Annotated in this window: 17 protein-coding genes; 16 read left to right on the top strand and 1 reads right to left on the bottom strand. The window is 72.5% G+C overall.

The genetic code is table 11. The features are described from left to right. The first annotated feature begins 18 nt into the window (after positions 1 to 18). Complete coding sequence (locus OG943_RS14500) at positions 19 to 825, top strand: alpha/beta hydrolase (protein ID WP_328610282.1); 807 nt, start codon at positions 19 to 21, stop codon at positions 823 to 825. Here the strand turns inward: OG943_RS14500 and OG943_RS14495 are convergent. Continuing rightward, positions 800 to 2,275: an FAD-dependent monooxygenase gene (locus OG943_RS14495; RefSeq protein ID WP_328610281.1), complete on the bottom strand. Its 1,476-nt coding sequence runs from the start codon at positions 2,273 to 2,275 to the stop codon at positions 800 to 802. The genes OG943_RS14500 and OG943_RS14495 overlap by 26 nt on opposite strands. 78 nt (positions 2,276 to 2,353) lie before the next feature. Here OG943_RS14495 and OG943_RS14490 point away from each other — a divergent pair, with 78 nt between their 5' ends. The 15 genes from OG943_RS14490 to OG943_RS14420 all read left to right on the top strand — a co-directional run bounded on the left by OG943_RS14490 (position 2,354) and on the right by OG943_RS14420 (position 19,178). Next, on the top strand, positions 2,354 to 3,055 hold the full coding sequence (locus OG943_RS14490; protein ID WP_328610280.1) for a TetR/AcrR family transcriptional regulator: 702 nt from the start codon (positions 2,354 to 2,356) through the stop codon (positions 3,053 to 3,055). A 195-nt stretch (positions 3,056 to 3,250) separates the two neighbouring features. After that, a complete protein-coding gene (locus tag OG943_RS14485) occupies positions 3,251 to 4,423 on the top strand; it encodes an acyl-CoA dehydrogenase family protein (protein WP_328610279.1) in 1,173 nt (390 codons plus the stop codon). A 15-nt stretch (positions 4,424 to 4,438) separates the two neighbouring features. Then, positions 4,439 to 5,611, top strand: a complete 1,173-nt coding sequence (locus tag OG943_RS14480; RefSeq protein WP_328610278.1) for an acyl-CoA dehydrogenase family protein — start codon at positions 4,439 to 4,441, stop codon at positions 5,609 to 5,611. A 453-nt stretch (positions 5,612 to 6,064) separates the two neighbouring features. Continuing rightward, complete coding sequence (locus tag OG943_RS14475; protein WP_328610277.1) at positions 6,065 to 7,081, top strand: LacI family DNA-binding transcriptional regulator; 1,017 nt, start codon at positions 6,065 to 6,067, stop codon at positions 7,079 to 7,081. Further along, on the top strand, positions 7,081 to 8,052 hold the full coding sequence (locus OG943_RS14470; RefSeq protein ID WP_328610276.1) for a carbohydrate ABC transporter permease: 972 nt from the start codon (positions 7,081 to 7,083) through the stop codon (positions 8,050 to 8,052). The genes OG943_RS14475 and OG943_RS14470 overlap by 1 nt, the downstream gene beginning before the upstream one ends. A gap of 3 nt (positions 8,053 to 8,055) precedes the next feature. Continuing rightward, positions 8,056 to 8,883 (top strand): carbohydrate ABC transporter permease, encoded by an 828-nt coding sequence (locus tag OG943_RS14465; RefSeq protein ID WP_328610275.1) that lies wholly within the window; start codon positions 8,056 to 8,058, stop codon positions 8,881 to 8,883. A gap of 38 nt (positions 8,884 to 8,921) precedes the next feature. Continuing rightward, positions 8,922 to 10,196 carry an ABC transporter substrate-binding protein gene (locus OG943_RS14460; RefSeq protein WP_328610274.1) on the top strand — a complete coding sequence of 425 codons (1,275 nt, stop codon included), beginning with the start codon at positions 8,922 to 8,924 and terminating at the stop codon, positions 10,194 to 10,196. A gap of 19 nt (positions 10,197 to 10,215) precedes the next feature. Further along, positions 10,216 to 11,394, top strand: coding sequence for an ADP-ribosylglycohydrolase family protein (locus OG943_RS14455; RefSeq protein ID WP_328610273.1), 1,179 nt, complete (start codon positions 10,216 to 10,218; stop codon positions 11,392 to 11,394). Further along, complete coding sequence (locus tag OG943_RS14450; RefSeq protein WP_328610272.1) at positions 11,391 to 12,749, top strand: ADP-ribosylglycohydrolase family protein; 1,359 nt, start codon at positions 11,391 to 11,393, stop codon at positions 12,747 to 12,749. The genes OG943_RS14455 and OG943_RS14450 overlap by 4 nt, the downstream gene beginning before the upstream one ends. After that, a complete protein-coding gene (locus OG943_RS14445; RefSeq protein WP_328610271.1) occupies positions 12,746 to 13,633 on the top strand; it encodes a ribokinase in 888 nt (295 codons plus the stop codon). Before OG943_RS14450 ends, OG943_RS14445 begins: the two co-directional genes overlap by 4 nt. Then, positions 13,630 to 15,549, top strand: a complete 1,920-nt coding sequence (locus OG943_RS14440; protein WP_328610270.1) for an SUMF1/EgtB/PvdO family nonheme iron enzyme — start codon at positions 13,630 to 13,632, stop codon at positions 15,547 to 15,549. The genes OG943_RS14445 and OG943_RS14440 overlap by 4 nt, the downstream gene beginning before the upstream one ends. Beyond that, the gene (locus OG943_RS14435) at positions 15,546 to 16,754 is read left to right on the top strand and encodes a CaiB/BaiF CoA transferase family protein (protein ID WP_328610269.1); all 1,209 of its coding nucleotides are present in this window, start codon (positions 15,546 to 15,548) and stop codon (positions 16,752 to 16,754) included. Before OG943_RS14440 ends, OG943_RS14435 begins: the two co-directional genes overlap by 4 nt. Further along, positions 16,751 to 17,575 (top strand): HpcH/HpaI aldolase/citrate lyase family protein, encoded by an 825-nt coding sequence (locus OG943_RS14430; RefSeq protein WP_328610268.1) that lies wholly within the window; start codon positions 16,751 to 16,753, stop codon positions 17,573 to 17,575. The genes OG943_RS14435 and OG943_RS14430 overlap by 4 nt, the downstream gene beginning before the upstream one ends. A 72-nt stretch (positions 17,576 to 17,647) precedes the next feature. After that, a complete protein-coding gene (locus tag OG943_RS14425) occupies positions 17,648 to 18,862 on the top strand; it encodes a hypothetical protein (RefSeq protein WP_328610267.1) in 1,215 nt (404 codons plus the stop codon). A gap of 148 nt (positions 18,863 to 19,010) precedes the next feature. Then, positions 19,011 to 19,178, top strand: coding sequence for a hypothetical protein (locus OG943_RS14420; protein ID WP_328610266.1), 168 nt, complete (start codon positions 19,011 to 19,013; stop codon positions 19,176 to 19,178). Positions 19,179 to 19,185 lie beyond the last annotated feature (7 nt).

Raw genomic sequence — 19,185 nt, 5'->3', positions numbered from 1 at the left:
GCGTATAGGTGGGAGGCGGTGGGGGCGCCGGTCGGGGCCGTGCAGCTGACCCACGGGATGGGGGAGCATGTCCGGCGTTACGAGGAGGTCGCCCAGGCCTTCGCCGCGCGGGGGTTCGTCGTGTACGGGCAGGACCACCGCGGGCACGGCGCGACCGCCAGGTCGGCCGCGGAACTCGGGCACCTGGGCGAAGGCGGCTGGCCCGGGCTGGTCGACGACATCGGCCGGCTGGCCGCCGTGGTCCGGGCGGAGCAGCCGGGCCTCCCGCTGGTGCTGCTGGCCCACAGCATGGGCTCCTTCGCCGCGCAGCAGTTCCTGCTCGACCACGGCCACGACGTCGACGCGGTGATCCTGACCGGGACGGCCGCACTGGACGTGCTCGAGCCGGCGCTGGACCTCGACCAGCCGCTCGACCTGTCGATGTTCAACGCGCCCTTCGCGCCCACGCGCACCGATTTCGACTGGCTCAGCCGCGACGAGGCCCAGGTCGACGCCTACGTCGCGGACCCGCTCTGCGGCTTCGGGCTGGACCAGGCCGCGGGGAAGGCCATGTTCGCGGGCGCCCGCCGGCTCGCCGACCCGGCGGCGGTCGCCCGCATGCGTGCCGACCTGCCGCTCTGCATCGCGGTGGGGGAGCAGGACCCGGTGAACGGCGGGCTCGCGCTCTTCGACGCCCTCGTCCAGCGGTACCGCGACGCGGGCCTCACCGACGTCACCACCCACGTGTACCCGGGCGCGCGCCACGAGATCCTCAACGAGACCAACCGCGCCGAGGTGATCGCGGACCTCCTTGCCTGGGCTACGAAGGCGCTCCCGGCGCGGTAACGGCCTCGCCCAGTGTCGTTGTGAGGTAACGGGAAACGGCGGCCGCGTCGTGCGTCCGGAGCGCGATGTGGCCGTCGGGGCGGACGAGGACGAGTTCGCCCAGGGTGGCTCGGTAGGCGTCGCCCGCATAGCCGCCGGTGTCGGCGAAGTCCGTCCCGATCGCGACGGTTTTCACGTCGTGGTGCGGCTTTTCGGGGCGGACGCCGAAGCCGTAGAGGGTCCAGTGGCCGCCGCGCTGGAGGTCGAACAGGCGCACCGGCCGGCCGTTGGGCCGATGGCCGGGCGCGTCGGGACCGCGGTCGCCGGCCCGCGGGCCGGCGACGGGGCCGGGCGCGGGCGGGGCGAGGGGCCCGCCGCGGTAGGTGTGGCCCAGCTGGAACATGTCCCCGGCGTCGTGGGTGCCGATGCCCTCGTCCATCAGCCGCGAGGACAGGCCCAGCACGGCGGCGGCGACCGGCAGGCGCTCGGCCTGATAGGTGTCGAGCAGACCAGGTGCCGCGCCCCGGAGGACGGCGGCGAGTTTCCAGCCGAGGTTGACCGCGTCCTGGATCCCGGTGTTCATCCCCTGGCCGCCGGCGGGTGAGTGGACGTGCGCGGCGTCGCCAGCGAGGAAGACGCGGCCGTCGCGGTAGCGGTCGACCATGCGGACGTTCAGCCGCCAGCGGGAGAGCCAGCTCGCGTCGCGCACGCGCACCGTGCCCTCGCCCACGAGGCGGTCGACGATGGCCTGGAAGTTCTCCACCGTGGCCTCGGCGGTGTCCCCGGGCGCGAGCGGGGCCTGGACCTGGAAGGTGTCGGTGGCGGGCAGCGGGCACAGCGCGACCGAGGCGCCGTCGTCGCCGGTCCAGAAGTGCCAGTGGTCGCGGTCGAGCCCGTCGACGCGGATGTCGCCGAGGAGCATGCGCTCGTCCTCGTCGGTGCTGCCGAGGAAGCCGACGCCGAGCAGCTTGCGGACGGTGCTGGCGCCGCCGTCGCAGCCGATGAGGTAGCGGGCGGTGGTGCTGGTGCCGTCGGCGAACCGGGCGGTGACGTGGTCGTCGTGCTGGGTCAGGCCGGTGACGGCGCTGCCCCAGCCGACCCGGGTGCCGAGCGTGGCGAGGTGCTCGCGCAGGACCTGCTCCACGCGCCACTGCGGGATGAGCAGCGTGCGGGCGTAGGGACTGTCCGGCGACGGCTCGGCCCCGGCGCTGAGGTCGGCGTCCCGGTGCCCGCCGGTGGCGTGGTGGAAGCGCAGCGGCAGCCGGAACCGGCCGTGGGAGACCAGGCGCCCGGTGACGCCGAGGTGGTCCAGCACCTCCAGCGTCCGGGGCTGCAAGCCCTTGCCGCGCGAGCCGGTGAACGGGGCTCCGGCCTGGTCGACGATGCGGACGGGCACGCCGCGCCGGGCCAGTTCGGCGGCGGCGGTGAGGCCGGTGGGACCGGCTCCCACCACGAGGACGTCGTGGTTCATGCTCACTCCTGGTGTGCGTATGTTGGACTCTTGCGTACAAGGTACGCACTGGTTAAGATCGGCCGCAATGGTGACGCAATGGTGAATTGGGAAAAGGCCGGGAAGCCGGCGCGAGCGGCGCGCGCCACCCTGTCGTACGAAGCGATCGCGGCCGCCGCCGTCGAGCTCGCCGACGCCCAGGGGCTGGACGCGGTGACCATGCGCCGGGTCGCCGACCAGCTGGGCGCCGGGGCGATGTCCCTCTACCGCTACGTGGACAGCCGCGAGGACCTGCTGGACCTGATGGCCGACCGGGTCAGCGCCGAGGCCTTCGCGCCGGCGCGCACCGGCGACTGGCGGGCCGATCTCACCGGCGCCGCGCGCACCGTGCGGGCGGTCACCCTGCGTCACCCGTGGATGTCCCGCCACTCCCTCACCGCCGGGGGTTTCGGCCCCAACACCGTCGCGATGACCGAATCCACCTTCGCCCTCCTCGACGGGTACGGCCTCGGCACCGGCGAGATGCTCGACGTCTGGCGGACCGTGCTGGCCTTCGTCCAGGGCTACGCCTTCGCCGAGGCCCGGCGGCTGGAGGCCGGGAACCGCGCGGCCACGCCGGAGCCCGGGGAGACACCGTCCTACCTGGACCGGGTCGCCGAGTCCGGGGAGTACCCGCTGACCGTCCGGGCCCTGCGCGAGGAAGGCTCGGCCGCCGACCCGCGGGAGGTCTTCGAACGGCGTCTGGGCTATCTGCTCGACGGCCTCGCCTGCACCTTCTTCGCCGACACGCCGACGGCGTGAGCCCGGTGTGATCGCCATGGTCACACCGATCCGAGGCACTCGGTCATTCCCTTGGCCGCGGTGATTCCTTAGCGTCGGTGGTGCACCACTGCTCGTCCGGGTACCGGCTGCGCGGATCCGTCCGCCGCCCCTTATGTTCGGGTGGCCGGGTGATCACGAACGAATGAACCCCTCGCCGAAAGGGAACCGAAGGACATGGATCTGGAACTCTCCGAAGGGGACGTCGCGTTCCGGGACGGGCTGCGGGAGGTGTTCCTCGGCGCCATTCCCGAGGACGTCCGCCGGCGCACCGCGTTGAACCGGATCTCGCGCGACGACATCGTGGCCAGCCAGCGCATCCTCAACGAGCACGGGCTCGCGGTGCCGCACTGGCCGGAGAAGTGGGGCGGCCGGGGCTGGACCCCGACCCAGTCGCACATCTACGCCGCCGAGCTGCAGCGCAACGCGGTGCCCACGCCGCTCGCGTTCAACGTGAGCATGGTCGGCCCGATCATCGCCGAGTTCGGCAGTGAGGCGCAGCAGCAGAAGTTCCTGCCCGCCACCGCGAACCTGGACATCTGGTGGTCGCAGGGCTTCTCCGAGCCGGAGGCCGGGTCGGACCTGGCCTCGCTGCGCACCACCGCCCGCCGTGAGGGCGACACCTACGTCCTCAACGGCCAGAAGACCTGGACCACGCTGGGCCAGTTCGGCGAGTGGATGTTCGTGCTCGCGCGGACGAACCCGGACGCGCCGCGCAAGCAGCAGGGCCTGTCGTTCCTGCTGCTGGACCTGGCCACGCCGGGCATCGAGCGGCGCCCGATCAAGCTGGTCGACGGCAGCTCCGAGGTCAACGAGTTCTTCTTCGACAACGTCGAGATCCCGGCGGAGAACCTGGTCGGGGAGGAGAACAAGGGCTGGACCTACGCCAAGTTCCTGCTCGGCAACGAGCGCAACGGCATCGCCCAGGTCGGCACCAGCCAGCGGGTCTTCAGCGACCTCGCGAAGGTGGCCGCGGGCCTGGCGACCGAGGACGGCACGCTCGCCCAGGATCCGCAGTTCCGCGCCTCCATGCACACCGCGAAGACCACGCTGCTGGCGCTCGAAGCCACGCAGATGCGGGTGACCGGCGCGTCCGAAAACGGCGCGGCCAGCCCGGTGTCCTCCCTGCTCAAGATGGAGGGCACGCAGGCGCTCCAGGCACTGAGCCAGCTGCGGATGCGCGCCGCGGGCCCGGACGGGCTGCTGCTGGACGCCGACGCGCCGCTGCAGGCCGACGACGCGGCGTCGGTCGCCGCGGAGCAGTACCTGAACCTGCGCAAGCTGTCGATCTTCGGCGGCTCCAACGAAATCCAGCGCGGCGTCATCGCCAAGACGATCCTCGGGCTCTAAGGACAAGGCAGGACCATGAACCTCGAATTCAACGAAGATCAGCGGCTGCTGTTCGAGACCGTGGACGCGGCCGTCGGCCGGGGCTACCCGGCGGGCGGGCGCGCGGCGGCGACCAGCACCGAGCTGGGCTGGAACGACAAGGTCTGGTCGACCCTGGGCGAACTGGGGCTGACCGGGCTGACCATCTCCGAGGACCTGGACGGCGTCGGCGCCGGGCCGGTGGAGGTCTACGCGACGCTGGAGGCGATGGGCAAGCACGCCGCGGCCGAACCGCTGCTCGACGGCGTTTTCCTGCCGTCGTGGCTGATCGCCGGGCTCGGCACCGCCGAGCAGGCCAAGCAGCTGCTGCCCGAGCTGGCGTCCGGCGGCACGACGATCGCGGTCGCGCACGCCGAGCCGGGCCGTCCTTGGGGCACTGCCCGGGCCGTCAGCGCATCGGGCGCTTCGGGCGCGGTGGTGCTCACGGGCGTGAAGTCGCCGGTGCGCCACGCCGACCAGGCCGGCCGGTTCCTGGTCACCGCCGCCGGCGAGGGCGGCCGGACGCAGGTGTACCTGGTCGACGCCGCGGCCGAGGGGATCACCCGCACCGACGGCCGTTCCGCCGACTGGAGCCACGCGTCGCAGGTCGAGTTCGCCGGCACGCCCGCGGTGCTGCTCGGCGCCGGTGACGCCGACGCCGCGGCCGCGCTCCGCACCGCCTTCGCCCGCGCGCGGGTCGCGGTGACCGGCGAAGCGGTCGGGCTGATGGAGACCGGCCTCGCGCTGACCGTCGAATACCTCAAGACGCGCAAGCAGTTCGGCGTCCCGCTCGCGACGTTCCAGGCGCTCGTGCACCGCGCCGCGGACCTGTACGCGAAGGTCGAGCTGGCGCGTTCGATGGCGCTGTGGGCGACCGCGGCCGTCGAGGCCCGCGACAACGGCGCGGACGTCGACCTCGCCGTGGTGGCCGACGACGCGTTCGTCTTCGTGGCCGACGCGGCCACGACGGCGGCCGAGGAGATCGTCCAGCTCCACGGCGGGATCGGCATGACCTACGAGTCCGAGGTCGGCCACCACTCCGCGCGGCTGACCGCCATCGCCGAGAGCTTCGGCGGCATCAGCGCGGCTCGCCGCCGGGCGCTGGCGTCGGACGCTTTGCTGCAGCCGCCGTCGGCGCTGCTGAACAACGCGGAGGCGGCCACCGCCTGACTGCCTGACCGGACGGCCCCGGCGACGGCCCCAAGGCTTTCCCGTCGCCGGGGTCTTTTGCTGGTGGAGTTGTTGCGCCGCAACGGTGTCCCGGTGCGTCCGGGTGCGCGCAGCAGGTGGGTGTTGATGCCCTGAAGGCCACCTTCAGGGACGTGTATGCCCTCATGGTGGCCTTCAGGGGCACGGCGAATCGGTCGAACGGGAAGCGACGCGGTCAAGGACTCCCTACCGGCGTGGGACGCGGGTAAGGAGTCCTTGACGGCCACCGTCGCGGCCGGGTGACCGGCCACGCACGGTGGCCGTCCGGCTGCGCAGAGGGTGTTGTTGACACGCTGCCACCCCTGATGCCAGTATCAGAAACACCCCGTTGGAAACGTTTTCAACCAGTGAATCGGCAACTGTAAACGTTTCCAACCTGCCGAAACCTTCCCGAGCCCCGAGGTACCCACGACGATGACGTCAACACGCGCCACGCTGATGCAGGTGGCCGAGCGGGCCGGGGTCTCCCTGGCGTCCACTTCGCGCGCCCTGCACGGGAGCGGCGCGAGCAAGGCGATGGTGGAGCGGGTCGAGGCCGCCGCCGCGGAGCTGGGGTACAGCGTCGATGCGACCGGGCGCTCGCTGCGGATGAAAAAGACGTTCCAGGTCGCGTTCGCGGTGGCGGACATCGGCAACCCGGTCTACGTCGACATGATGCGGGCGATCCACGAAGTCCTTGCCCCAAAAGGGTATCGGGTGGTGGTGATGTCCACAGGGGACACCGCGACCTCGACGGCCGAGCTGGTGCGCAGCCTGCACAGCGGGTTCGTCGACGGGCTGGTCGTCAGCCCGCTGCGCACCGACGACCGGCTGATCGCCGAGATCCAGCAGGCCCCGGTGCCGGTCGTGGTGATCGGCCGGGCGATGGACGACCGCGGCATCAGCTCGGTCTCCACGGACTCGGCCGGCGGCATCGGCGAGGCGGTCCGGCACCTGTACGGGATCGGCCGCCGCCGCATCGGCTTCCTCAACGGCCCGCTCGACACGACCCCTGGCTCCGCCCGCCAGCGCGGCTTCGACGCCGTGGACCACGGCGAAGCCGAGCGGGTCGACCAGGAGATCGCCGGGGACTTCACCGTCGCGGCCGGGCTCGAGGCCGCGCGCCGGCTGCTGGCCCGTGCGCCGGAACAGCGGCTCGACGCGCTGGTGGCGGCCAACGACCTGCTCGCGATCGGCGCCATCCGCGCGGTGCGCGAGCTGGGCCTGTCCGTGCCCGGGGACGTGGCCGTGACCGGCATGGACGACACCGAGATCGGCCGCGTTTTCCAGCCCAGCCTCACCAGCGTGTCGCTGGGCTCGGCCGAACGCGGGCGCGCGGCGGCGCGGCTGATGCTGGAGCTGGCCGACGACCCGGACCAGCCGGCGCGGCAGGTGAGCGTCGGCCCGGCGCTGCAGGTGCGCGAATCCACGGCCACCGAAGGGGGCGAGTGATGAGCACGGAAACGCTGCCCCGGGAAACGGCGCCGCGAAAGCCGCCACGACGGAAGCCGGCGCCCCGGGGCCAAGCGGCGCGGACCCGGCGGCGCGAGGCGATCGGGCTGGTGATGCCGTCGCTGATCCCGATCCTCGTGCTCAGCGTCGCGCCGTTGCTGGTCGGCATCTTCCTCGCCTTCACCAACGCGCGGCTGGTGCGCCACCCGGACTACGGCTTCGCCGGGGTGGACAACTTCACCCGCCTAGCCGGCAACACGCTGTTCTGGGACTCGCTGCGGATCGGCCTGATCTGGACGGTCGGCGTGACCGTGCTCCAGCTCGCCGCCGCGATGGGCCTGGCGCTGCTGTTGAACTCGGGGCTGAAACTGCAGGGCCTGACCCGGGTGCTCGCGCTGGTGCCGTGGGCGATGCCGCCGGTGGTCGTCGCGGTGATGTGGCAGATGATCTATTCGGCCAACGGCGGTCCGCTCAACGCGGTGCTCGGCAGCGTCGGCCTGCCCTCGGACATCAACTGGCTGGGCGACTTCTCCACCGCGCTGCCCGCCGTGATCGTCGTCGGGGTGTGGGTCGGCATGCCGCAGACGACGGTGACGCTGCTGGCCGGCCTGCAGCAGATCCCGGCCGAGCTGCACGAGGCCGCGGCGGTCGACGGCGCGGGCGCGTGGCGGCGGTTCACCGCGGTGACCTGGCCGACGCTGCGGCCGATCGTCACGTCGATCACCTCGCTGAACTTCATCTGGAACTTCAACTCGTTCTCGCTGGTCTACGTGCTCACCGCGGGCGGCCCGGGCGGCAAGACGATGGTCCCGGTGCTGTTCATCTACCTGGAAGCGTTCAAGAACCGCGAAATCGGCTACGCCGCGGCGATGGGCCTGGTCCTGGTCGTGGTGGTCGTGCTGATCCTCGCCGTCTACCTGCGGTCGCAGTTCCGCGACGACCGCGCCGCCGACCTCCGAAAGGGGCGGTGAACCGTGCGCCTGCTCACGCGCCCGGCCCAGTACGCGGCCCTCGTGCTGTACCTGCTGTTCCTCGGTTTTCCCTTGCTGTGGCTGATTTCCGCGTCGGTGAAGTCGTCCGGTGAGCTGAACTCGCTGTCGGCGAGCATCCTGCCGCACGAGTGGCACTGGGAGAACTACGCGGAGGCGCTCACCAAACAGGGCCTGCTGCACTCGGCGTGGAACAGCCTGATCGTCGCGCTGGCCTCCACCGCGCTGTCGGTGCTCATCGCGGTGCCGGCGGCCTACGTGCTGGCCCGGCTGCGGGGCCGGGTGCGGGTGGCCGGCGTCGGCTGGATCCTGGTCAGCCAGGTGTTCCCGGTGGTGCTGATCATCCTGCCGCTGTTCCTCATCCTGCGGGCCCTCGGGCTGGCGGACAACCTGGCCGGGCTGACGCTGGTGCACACCACGTACATGCTGCCGTTCGCGTTGTGGATGCTGCAGGGTTACGTGGCCGCGATCCCGGTGGAGCTGGAAGAGGCCGGGGCGATGGACGGCGCGAACCGGCTGACCGTGTTGCGCACCATCGTGTTCCCGCTGCTGGCCCCCGGCGTCGTGGCGACCGCGATGTTCAGCTTCGTGTCTTCGTGGAACGAGTTCTTCTTCGCGCTGGTCTTGCTGCAGTCGCCGGAGAACTACACCCTGCCGATCACCTTGAACATGTTCGTCGGCGGCGAGGGCAAGGTCGCCCTCGGCCCGCTCGCGGCGGGCGCCGTGCTCGCCGCCGTGCCCAGCATCGTCTTCTTCAGCATCCTGCGCCGGAAGCTGACCAGCGGCCTGATGGCCGGGGCGGTGAAGGGATGACCCGTTACCCCGATGGAAAACGCTCGAAAGGTCGGTCGATGAAGACACGACGCGCGGTGGTCGCCGCCTGCCTCCTGGTCACCAGCCTGCTGCTCGCCGCGTGCGGCGGCGGCAGCGGGGACAGCGGCGGGCCGGTCACCCTCACCTTCCAGTCCCTGTCCGACCAGCCGGCGGCGATCGCGCAGACGCAGAAGATCGTCGGCGACTGGAACAAGGCTCACCCCGACGTGCAGGTCAAGATCGTGCCGGCGGGCTGGGACGGCGTCTACGACAAGCTGGTCACCCAGTTCAACGCGGGCTCGGCGCCGGACATCGTGCACTACGAGGCGGCCGGGATCGCGCCGTTCGCCACCGACGGCTACCTCGCGGACCTGACCCCGTACCTGTCGCCGGAGAAGCGCGCGGACATCCCGAAGGGCGTCCTCGACTCGGTGACGGTCGACGGCAAGGTGATCGCCTACCCGACCGAGCTGCAGTCCTATGTGGTCTTCGCGAACAAGACCCAGCTGCAGCAGGCGGGCGTGGCGATCCCGGCCGGCGCCACGATGACCTGGGACCAGCTGCGCCAGATCGCCAAGGCCACCACCAAGGACGGCAAGTACGGCCTCGGCTGGGGCCTTTCGAGCCCCACCGCGGCGTTCGTGGCGCTCGCGCCGGGCTTCGGCGGCAAGTACTTCCAGGGCACCGGGGACAACGCGACGCTGTCGGTCGGGCCGGGTGAGATGGGGCTGCCCCAGCTCGTGGACGCGATGGCCCACCAGGACAACTCGATCCTCCCGGTCACGCTGACGCAGTCCGGCACGAAGGCGCTCGCGCCGTTCTACGCGGGCCAGACCGCCATGACCGTCCAGGGTTCCTACCAGGCGGTGAACATCGAGAAGGACGCGCCGAAGGGCTTCGACTGGATCGTGCTGCCGCCGCTGGCGGGCCCGGCCGGGCCGGACCAGGCCGCGAACCCGCAGACGCTGTCGGTGAACAAGGACTCCGGGCACGTCAAGGAGGCCGCGCAGTTCGTGGACTTCTTCACCAGCACGGAAAACCTCGCCGCGATGAACGAGGCCGACGCGCTGATCCCGCCGACCACCTCGGCGCGCCAGGCGCTGACCACCAAGCTCGGCTCGAAGAACGGCTGGGGCACCATCCTCGCCTCGGGCCAGTACCTGACGTCGGCGCCGTACCTGTTCGCCGGCAAGTACGCGCAGTGGAAGGACACCGTCGCGACGCCGGCGTACCAGCGGTTCCTCGCGCGGCAGGTCGACGCGAACGGGCTCAAGAGCCAGCTCGAAGACGGCTGGAAGAGCGTCACCAAGTGAAGCGGACAGGAGCGGATTCTTGACCTGGCTGGAAAACCGGGCCGTCGCGGTGATCACCGGCGCGGCGGTGGGCGACGCGCTCGGCGGCGCCGTCGAGGGCTGGACCCCCGAGCAGATCGAACAGCGCCACGGCGGGCGGGTGACCGGCATCGTCGGCCCCTGGTACCCGAACTGGCAGGACGCCCGCCCGATCGCGCCGTACCACAAGGGCGACGGGCACATCACCGACGACACCCTCATGACGCGGGCGCTGGTCGAGGTGTACGCGAAGCGCCGCGCGCACCTCGACGCGTACGCGATGGCCGAGGACGTGGTGCCGCTGATGATCGGCGAGCCGCGGTGGGTGCCCGAGCTGGAGTCGACGGCGTTGCTGCTGCAGCGGGTGTTCCTCGCGGAGAAGTGGATCGTCGCGAGGCTGCACTACGGGCACGTCGACCCGCGTGAGGCCGGCGTGGGCAACGTGGTCAACTGCGGCGCGGCGATGTACGTCGCCCCGGTCGGGATCGTGAACGCGGGCGACCCGCGCGGCGCGTACGCCGAGGCGATCGACCTCACCGGCGCGCACCAGTCGAGTTACGGGCGTGAGGCGGCCGGGGTGCTGGCCGCGATGGTCGCGGCCGCCGCCGCCCCGGGCGCGAGCCTCGACGACGTGGTGAAGGCCGCGCTCGACGTCGCGCACGACGGCACCGCAGCGGCGCTCCAGGCGGTCGTCGACGTGTTCGGCGGCTGGACCACCCCGCCGGCCGGCGACGACGAGGAGCGCGCGCTCGCCCGGCTGGTCCGGGAGACGGTCGCCCCGTTCGACTCGGTGGGCCCGGAGTACCGGCAGATGTCGATGGACGCGCGGCGCCCGTCGCGCACGAAGTCGATCGAGGAGCTGCCCGCCGCGCTGGCGTTCGTGCTGGCGCACCGGGGCGGCTTCCGGGGCGCGGTGCTCGCCGCCGTCAACTACGGCCGGGACGCGGACTCGATCGCCGTGATGGCGGGCGCGGTCTGCGCGGGCCTCGGCGGGACCGAGGCCGTGCCCGCGGAGTGGGTCGACGCGATCGGCGACGCCAGCCGGATGGACCTGCGGGAGACCGGACGGCTCCTGGGCTCGGCCGCGGCCGACATCCTCCGCGCCGACCGCGAGCGGGCGCTGGCCCGGCTCAGCGCGCTCGACACGCTCGACGCCGTCATCGTGGGAGAGCCGGCGTGAGGCTGACCTGGGCCCAGCCCGAGGACCTGCTCGCGCACGAGCTGGTCCAGTCCACTGTGGAGGGCAAGGACACCTTCGGGGTCCGCGCGCGGTGGGCCGCGGCGGGCGGTGACCCCGTGCCCGCGGTGAGCGGCGCGGGCCCGCGTCCGGCGTCACCGCGGCTGCGGGCGCTGGCGCGGGAACTGCTCGACCAGCTGGACTCGCTGCCCGCCGCCCCGGCGCCGGACGAGCCGGACGGCTGGGAGGCGATCCTCGCCTCGCTGCCACCCGCACCGGAGCTGCCGGGCGGCGGCAGTGCTGTCGGCGGCAGTGGTGACCGGCTGCTCGGGGCCTGGACCGGCCGGGCCGCCGGGTGCCTGCTCGGCAAGCCGGTGGAGAAGATCCCGCGCGAGGGCATCGAGGAGATCCTGCGCGCCACCGGGCGCTGGCCGCTCGACCGGTGGTTCACCGCGGCCGGGCTGCCCGCCGACGTGGCCGCGCGGTGGCCGTGGAACCGGCGCTCGGCCCCGACCTCGCTGGAAGAGAACATCCACGGGATGCCCGAGGACGACGACCTCAACTACCCGATCCTCGCGCTCACCCTGCTCGAAACCCATGGCCGCGGCTTCGGCACCGACGACGTCGCGCAGCTGTGGCTCGACCACCTCCCGGCGGGCCGCGTGTTCACCGCGGAGCGCGCGGCCTACCGCAACATCCTCGACGCCCGGCCGGTGCCGGAGACCGCGACCCACCAGAACCCGTTCCGGGAGTGGATCGGCGCGCTGATCCGCGCGGACGTCTTCGGCTGGGTCAGTCCGGGCGACGTGCGGGGCGCCGCGCGGCTGGCGTGGGCCGACGCCCGGCTCAGCCACACGCGCAATGGCGTTTACGGCGCGATGTGGGCCGCGGCGCTCGCGTCGGCGGCGATGGTGTGCGGCTCCGTCGACGAGGTCCTCGACGCCGCTGCCACCGTGATCCCGCCGCGCAGCCGCCTCGCCACCGCGGCGCGGCTCGGGCGGGAAGCGGCTTCGGAAGGCGATGTCCGCGCTGGGCTCGACCGGCTGCACGCGGCTTACGGGGACCTGCACTGGGTGCACGTGCTCAACAACGCGGCCGTCATCGCGTACGCGCTGGCCAAGGGCGGGGGAGAGTTCGGCCCGAGCGTCTCGATCGCGGTCACGGCCGGCTGGGACACCGATTCCGCGGCGGCGACCGTCGGGGGTGTGGCCGGCGCGCTGCGCGGGCCGGACGGCATCGGCGAGTACTGGACGAAACCGCTGGACGGGCGGATCGCGACTTCGCTGCCTGGCGGCGAGCAGTCCATAGTGGACCTCGCCGCCCGCACGGCCGCGCTCGCGGACCGGGGCCCGTCGTGACCGGGCGGGTGGTCGTGGTCGGCTCGGCGAACGCCGACCTCGTGGTCGACGTGCCGCGCCCGCCGCGCGGCGGGGAGACGATCCTCGGCGGCGGGCTGCGCCGTCATCCCGGCGGCAAGGGCGCGAACCAGGCTGTCGCCGCCGCGCGGGCCGGGGGAGCGGACACGACGTTCATCGGCGCCCTCGGCGAGGACGAGGCCGCGGACCTGCTGCTCGCGTCGCTGAGCGGGGCCGGGGTGCGGACCGACCTCGTCGAACGGGTCGGCGCACCCACCGGGACGGCTTTCGTCAGCGTGGCTCCGGACGGCGAGAACGCGATCGTCGTCGCGCCGGGCGCGAACGACCGGCTCCGGCTCGGTGCCGCGCAGGTCAAGCGGATCGCCGACGCCGACGTGGTCCTGACCCAGCTGGAGATCCCGCTGGAAGTGGTGACGGCGGCCGCGGCGGCCCGCCGGCCGGGCGCGCCGCTGGTGCTGAACGCGGCGCCGTCACGCGTGCTGCCCTCCGACGTGTGGGCCGCGGTCGACGTGCTCGTGGTGAACGAGCATGAAGCCGCCGATCTCGCGGGCGCTCCGGAGGAGCTGCTGAAGCGGGTGCCGTCGGCCGTGGTCACCCTCGGGTCAGACGGCTGCCTCGTCCTGGAACGAGGCCGGGAACCATCGCGGGTCAAGGGAATCCGCGTGGACGCCGTCGACACGACCGGCGCCGGGGACACGTTCTGCGGTGTGCTGGCCGCGGCGCTGGCCCGGGGCGTCGGCCTCGCCGAAGCCGCCCGAGAGGCCTGCGTGGCGGGCGCGCTGGCGGTGACGCGCCCGGGCGCGCAGTCCGCCGTCCCGACTGCCGAAGAGGTCGCCGAGGCGGCGGCCGGAGAAAAGGTGCGATGACCGTCCCGTTCGACCCGCTTGTCCCGCGTCCGATCGACCGGCCGGCGGAGGTGCCGGCCGCGCTCACCGCCGAAGCGCTGCTCGCGCTGGACGAGGCGAAGATCTTCGCTGCGCCCGCCGACCCGGCCGACTGGCCCGCGTGGCGTGAGAACTTGCGCGTGTGGCGCGAAGACGCGCGGCGGCGCCACGGCTACACGGGCGCGGCCTACGAGCGTCCGGCCAGTGCGTGGGCGGCGACTTGCTACGCCGTCGCGCAAGTGTGGCTGTGGGACGAACTGCTCTACTCCTTCGAAAAAGGCGAGTTCACGCCCGATCGGTTCCTGGCCGACGCCCGGGCGCGCTTCGGCGGCCTGGACGCGGTGGTGCTGTGGCACGCCTACCCGGTGATCGGCCTCGACGACCGTAACCAGTGGGACTTCTACCGCGACGTGCCCGGCCTGGCGGACCTGATCACCGCGTTGCACGACGCTGGGCTGCACGTTTTCGCCGACTACAACCCGTGGGACGTCGGCACCCGCCGCGCCGGCGACGACCGCACCGAGCTGGCCGCGCTCGTCGCCGGCTTCGGCGTGGACGGGGTTTTCCTCGACACCCTCAAAAAAGCCGAGCCGGAGTTCGTCGCGCGGCTGGAGGCGGCCCGTCCCGGCCTCGTGCTGGAGGGCGAGTCCAAGCTCGCGGTCGAGCGGATCGAGGACCACGCCGCGTCGTGGGCCCAGTTCTTCGCCGACTCACCCGTGCCCGGCGTCCTGCGCTCGCACTGGTACGAGCGGCGGCACATGCAGCACCACGTCCGGCGCTGGCACCGCGACCACTCGGAGGAGCTGCAGTCGGCGTGGCTCAACGGCGTCGGGGTGATGGTCTGGGAGGTCGTCTTCGGCGTCTGGGTCGGCTGGTCGCGCCGGGACGCGGCGACCGTGCGGCGGATGGTCACGATCCAGCGCGCGGCGAGCGAGCTGCTGCTGCACGGTTCGTGGACCCCGCTCGCCGAGCCGGCCCCCGAAGCGGCCGGGATCTACGCGTCGAGCTGGGAGCTGGACGGCGTGACGCTGTGGACGCTGGTCAACCGTGGTGAGACCGACTACCACGGCCCGCTGCCGGGCGTCGACCTCCTGGACGGGGTACCGGCCCGGGGGATCGGTGCGGCCCTCGGCTTCGCGGAAGAACCCGCGTGGCTGCCGGAACTCCGTGACGCGCTCGCCGGGCTGCGGCACGATCCGGACGCCCGCTTCCCGCACCGCCTGGCCACCCGCGTGCGTCCACAAAGGACGTCGGGCGCGCCGGAAGCGGACGCCGTGGTCGTCCCGGCCGGGCCGTACGTGCTGACGGTCCGGTACCGCGCCCGCGAGACCGGGATGTACCAGGGCGCGCCGTACGTCGACGAGTGGAAGCCGCTGCCGCCCCGGCTGCACGACGCGCGGACGCTGCAGCGCGACGGCGAGCTGACTGCACCCGTGGCGGTCGCGGTGACCGAGGTGACGAACGCGCAGTTCGCCGAATTCGTGGCCGCCACCGGCTATCGGCCCGCCCAGCCGCACCGGTTCTGCCCCGGGGGTGACGGCGATGCGCCGGTGACGTACGTCGATCTCGACGACGCGCGGGCGTACTGCGCGTGGCGTGGCGGGCGGCTGCCGACCGAGGACGAATGGCAGCTGGCGGGGGAGACCGGCGGCCTGCGTCGCGGCGAACCCGCGGTGTGGAACTGGACCGAGAGCGAGCACTCCGACGGGCGCACGCGGTTCGTGATGCTGAAGGGCGGCAGCGACTACCGGGCCGAGGGCTCGGAGTGGTACGTCGAGGGCGGCCGGCACGCGCCGGACTACAGCGTGAAGCTGCTGCTGCCCGGGCTCGGCCTGGCGCGCGGCGCGACGGTCGGCTTCCGTTGCGCCTGGGACCTCCCGGCGGAGGTGACGGCGTGACCGTCTCCCGTGATCCCGCCGCCGGCGCGCTGGCCGGGCTCCGTGTCGTCGACGCGTCCACCCTGTTCGCCGGCCCGATGGCCGCGATGCACCTGGGCGACATGGGGGCCGACGTGATCAAGGTCGAGCACCCGCGCCGTCCCGACCCTTCGCGCGGCCACGGGGCGGCCAAGGACGGCGTCAACCTGTGGTGGAAGACGCTCGGCCGGAACAAGCGCGCCGTCACCATCGACCTCGGCAGTGACGGCGGCCGTGAGGTGTTCCTCGCGCTCGCCGCCACCGCGGACGTGGTGATCGAGAACTTCCGGCCCGGCACGCTGGAACGGTGGGGACTGTCCTACGACGTGCTGTCGGCGCGGAACCCGCGGCTCGTGCTCGCGCGGGTCACCGGGTTCGGGCAGTTCGGCCCGTACAGCTCGCGGCCCGGGTTCGGCACCCTGGCCGAGGCGATGAGCGGTTTCGCGGCGACGACCGGTGAGCCGGACGGCCCGCCGACGCTGCCGCCGTTCGGGCTCGCGGACGGGGTCGCGTCCCTGGCCACGGCGTACGCGGTGATGGTGGCGCTCGCCGCGCGCGGCACCACCGGGCTGGGGCAGGTCGTCGACACCGCCATCATCGAACCGATCCTGGCCATGCTCGGACCCCAGATCACCCGCTGGGACCAGCTACGGAGCGTTCAGCCGCGCACGGGCAACCGTTCGATCAACAACGCCCCGCGCAACACTTACCGGACCGTGGACGGGCAGTGGGTCGCGGTTTCCACCTCGGCGCAGTCGGTGGCCGAGCGCGTCGTCCGCCTGGTCGGCCGGCCCGATCTCGTGGACGAGCCGTGGTTCGCGCGCGGAGCCGACCGGGCGAAGCACGCCGACGAACTGGACGAGGCCGTCGGCGGCTGGATCGCTCAGCGCACCCGGGACGAGGTCGTCGCCGCGTTCGAACAGGCCCAGGCCGCGGTCGCCCCGATCTACGACGCCGCCGACATCGTCGAAGACCCGCAGTTCCGGGCGCTGGGCACGATCCACGAGATCGAGGACCCCGAACTCGGGCCGATGCTGATGCAGGGACCGCTGTTCCGGCTGTCGGGCAACGACGGCGTCATCCGGTTCACCGGGCGCCCGCACGGCGCGGACACCGACGCCGTGCTCCGTGAATTGGGGTTCTCGGCCGAGCGCGTCGCCGAACTCCGGGACGGGGGAGCGGTATGACCCCGCCGCTGACCTTCCTCTACACCCCCGCCGACCGGCCGGACCGGGTGCGCAAGGCGCTGGAGTCCGCGGCCGACGTGGTGCTCGTCGATCTTGAGGACGCGGTCGCGCCCGCGCACAAGGACGAGGCCCGCGCGAACGCGGTCCGGCTGCTCGCCTCCGTCGCCTGCCCGGCGCAGGTGCGCGTGAACCACCCGGGCACGCCGTGGCACGAAGCCGACCTCGTGGCGGTCGCCGGTCTTCCGCTCACGGTGGGCGTGCGGGTCCCGAAAGTCGAGTCGCCGGAAGAGATCCTGGCGCTGGCGGCCGCGTTGCCGGGCCGTGAAGTGCACGCGCTGATCGAGTCCGCGCTGGGTGTCGAGCGGGCGTTGCAGATCGCGACGGCCTCGCCCGCGATCGCCTCGATCGCCCTCGGGGAGGCGGATCTGCGCTCGGACCTGCAGGTCGAGGACGAGGCCGCGCTGGCGTGGCCGCGCAGCCGGGTGATCGTCGCGGCCCGGGCGGCGCGCCTGCCGCCGCCCGCGATGTCGGTGTACCCGAACGTCCGTGACCTCGAAGGACTGGCGGCTTCGTGCCGGGTGGGCCGCGCGCTCGGGTTCCGCGGCCGCACGGCGATCCACCCGGCGCAGCTGGAGACGATCCGGTCCGCGTTCCTGCCGACGCCGCGGGAAGTCTTGCGCGCCAAGGAGGTCATGGCGCGCGTCGCCGGTGCCACGGCGGCGGGCGTCGGCGCGATCGCCCTCGCCGACGGGACGTTCCTCGATGTCGCGATGGTCGAGCAGGCGCGCGCCGTGCTGACGCTCGCGGAGCCCGCGCCGTAATCCGGCGGGCTCTTGCGCGGCTGCCCAGGGGAGCCCTAGCGTGGCGGGGTTGACTCGACTCCTGGGGGATTCATGTCAGTACGTCGTTCTGCCCTGCTCGCGTCGGCCCTGCTTGTATCGGCACTGGCAGCCGCCGGAACGCTGGCCGCCGGGGTGCTCACCGCGCCGGCCTTCGCCGCGGCCGGCCCGACGACCCTGCCCACCGGCCAGTTCACGCTCAGCGCGAACTACACCCAGTTCGACGCGATCAACTCGGCGCTGGTCTCGAAGGTGGGGACCGCGCCCGTCCACACGGTGATGGACAACGCGAACCTCGACCGGACCGCGCTGCCGTCGTCCTTCTCCGTCGCCGGGCTGTCCGGTGGTTTCCGGTTCGATTCCGGGGACAACTCCGACTGCAAGAGCTACCCGCAGGGCATCACCACCAGCCGTGACGCGGTGGGCACGGCCAACAGCGGCAACTACGACGGCCACCAGCTCGTGGTCACCAGCTGGTACACCGACACCGCGTGCGGCGGCGCCCAGCAGCGCAGCCGGATCATCCTGGCCGACTGGGACGCGACCTATCCCGACAAGTACCGCAAGATCCTGCTCGTGCAGCCGACCGGCACCGCGGCCGCGCCGGACTTCAAGGACATCCCGATCCACGCCGGCGGCGTCTCCTGGTACGGCGACTACCTGTACGTCGCCGACACCGGGCACGGCATGCGCGTGTTCGACATGCGCAAGATCCTCAAGACGAACACCGGCGGGACCGCGGACCAGATCGGCCACCAGACCGGCAGCACCTACTACGCCCACAACTATGCGTACGCCCTGCCGCAGGTCGGCACCATCACCGCGAGCACGACGTCGAACGCCGCCCTGGCCTGGTCGTCGATCTCACTGGACCGCGTCAGCAAGTCGATCGTGATGGCGGAGTACACCTGCCCGTCCGGCTGCGAGGACTACCCGAACCGCCCGCCGCGCGCGATCCGCTTCCCGTTCGGCCCGGGGGCCACGACGTTCGCCGCCTCGACCACGGCCAGCGAAGCCCTGCAGTTGCCCTGGTACAAGCTGAACGGCGTCGCGTCGCACAACGGGCGGTGGTGGTTCAACTCCTCGGGCGACAAGAAGCTCTACTACTGGACGCCGGCCACCGGCGCCGCCACCCACGCCTGGGTCGGCGGCGGGGAAAGCCTTTCCTACTGGGAAGACACGGCCAACGCGGACCTGCTGTGGAGCCTGCAGGAGACCGTCGGGAGCCGCAACGTGTTCGCCGTGAAGCAGGCCACGTACGGCGCTTGACGCCGGCGCCGGGCCGAGCCTGGGTGTCACACTTCCTGGCACGTCCGGTCCGGCGGCCTAGAGTGGGGTTGGTGATCAACAGCCCGCCGGCCGGATTCCTCTGCGGGGAAGTAGCGGCGGAGCGCCTCACCCCAGAAGGAGAAATGCGATGTCGGTACAGGTGACGCCTTCGGCACGAAACGTCTTCGTCCCGCACGCGTTCCCGGAGCAGCAGGCCGACCTCGGCGAGGTTGTCCTCAACTACGCCGAGGCCGGCACGCCGGACAAGCCCGCGCTGCTCCTGCTGCCGGAGCAGACCGGGTCGTGGTGGAGTTAGGAGGCCG

It is taken from the genome of Amycolatopsis sp. NBC_00345, assembly GCF_036116635.1.
Taxonomy (GTDB): Bacteria; Actinomycetota; Actinomycetes; order Mycobacteriales; family Pseudonocardiaceae; genus Amycolatopsis.
The sequence above is the reverse complement of the archived record's forward strand: the minus strand, read 5'-3'. Positions and strand labels throughout refer to the sequence as shown.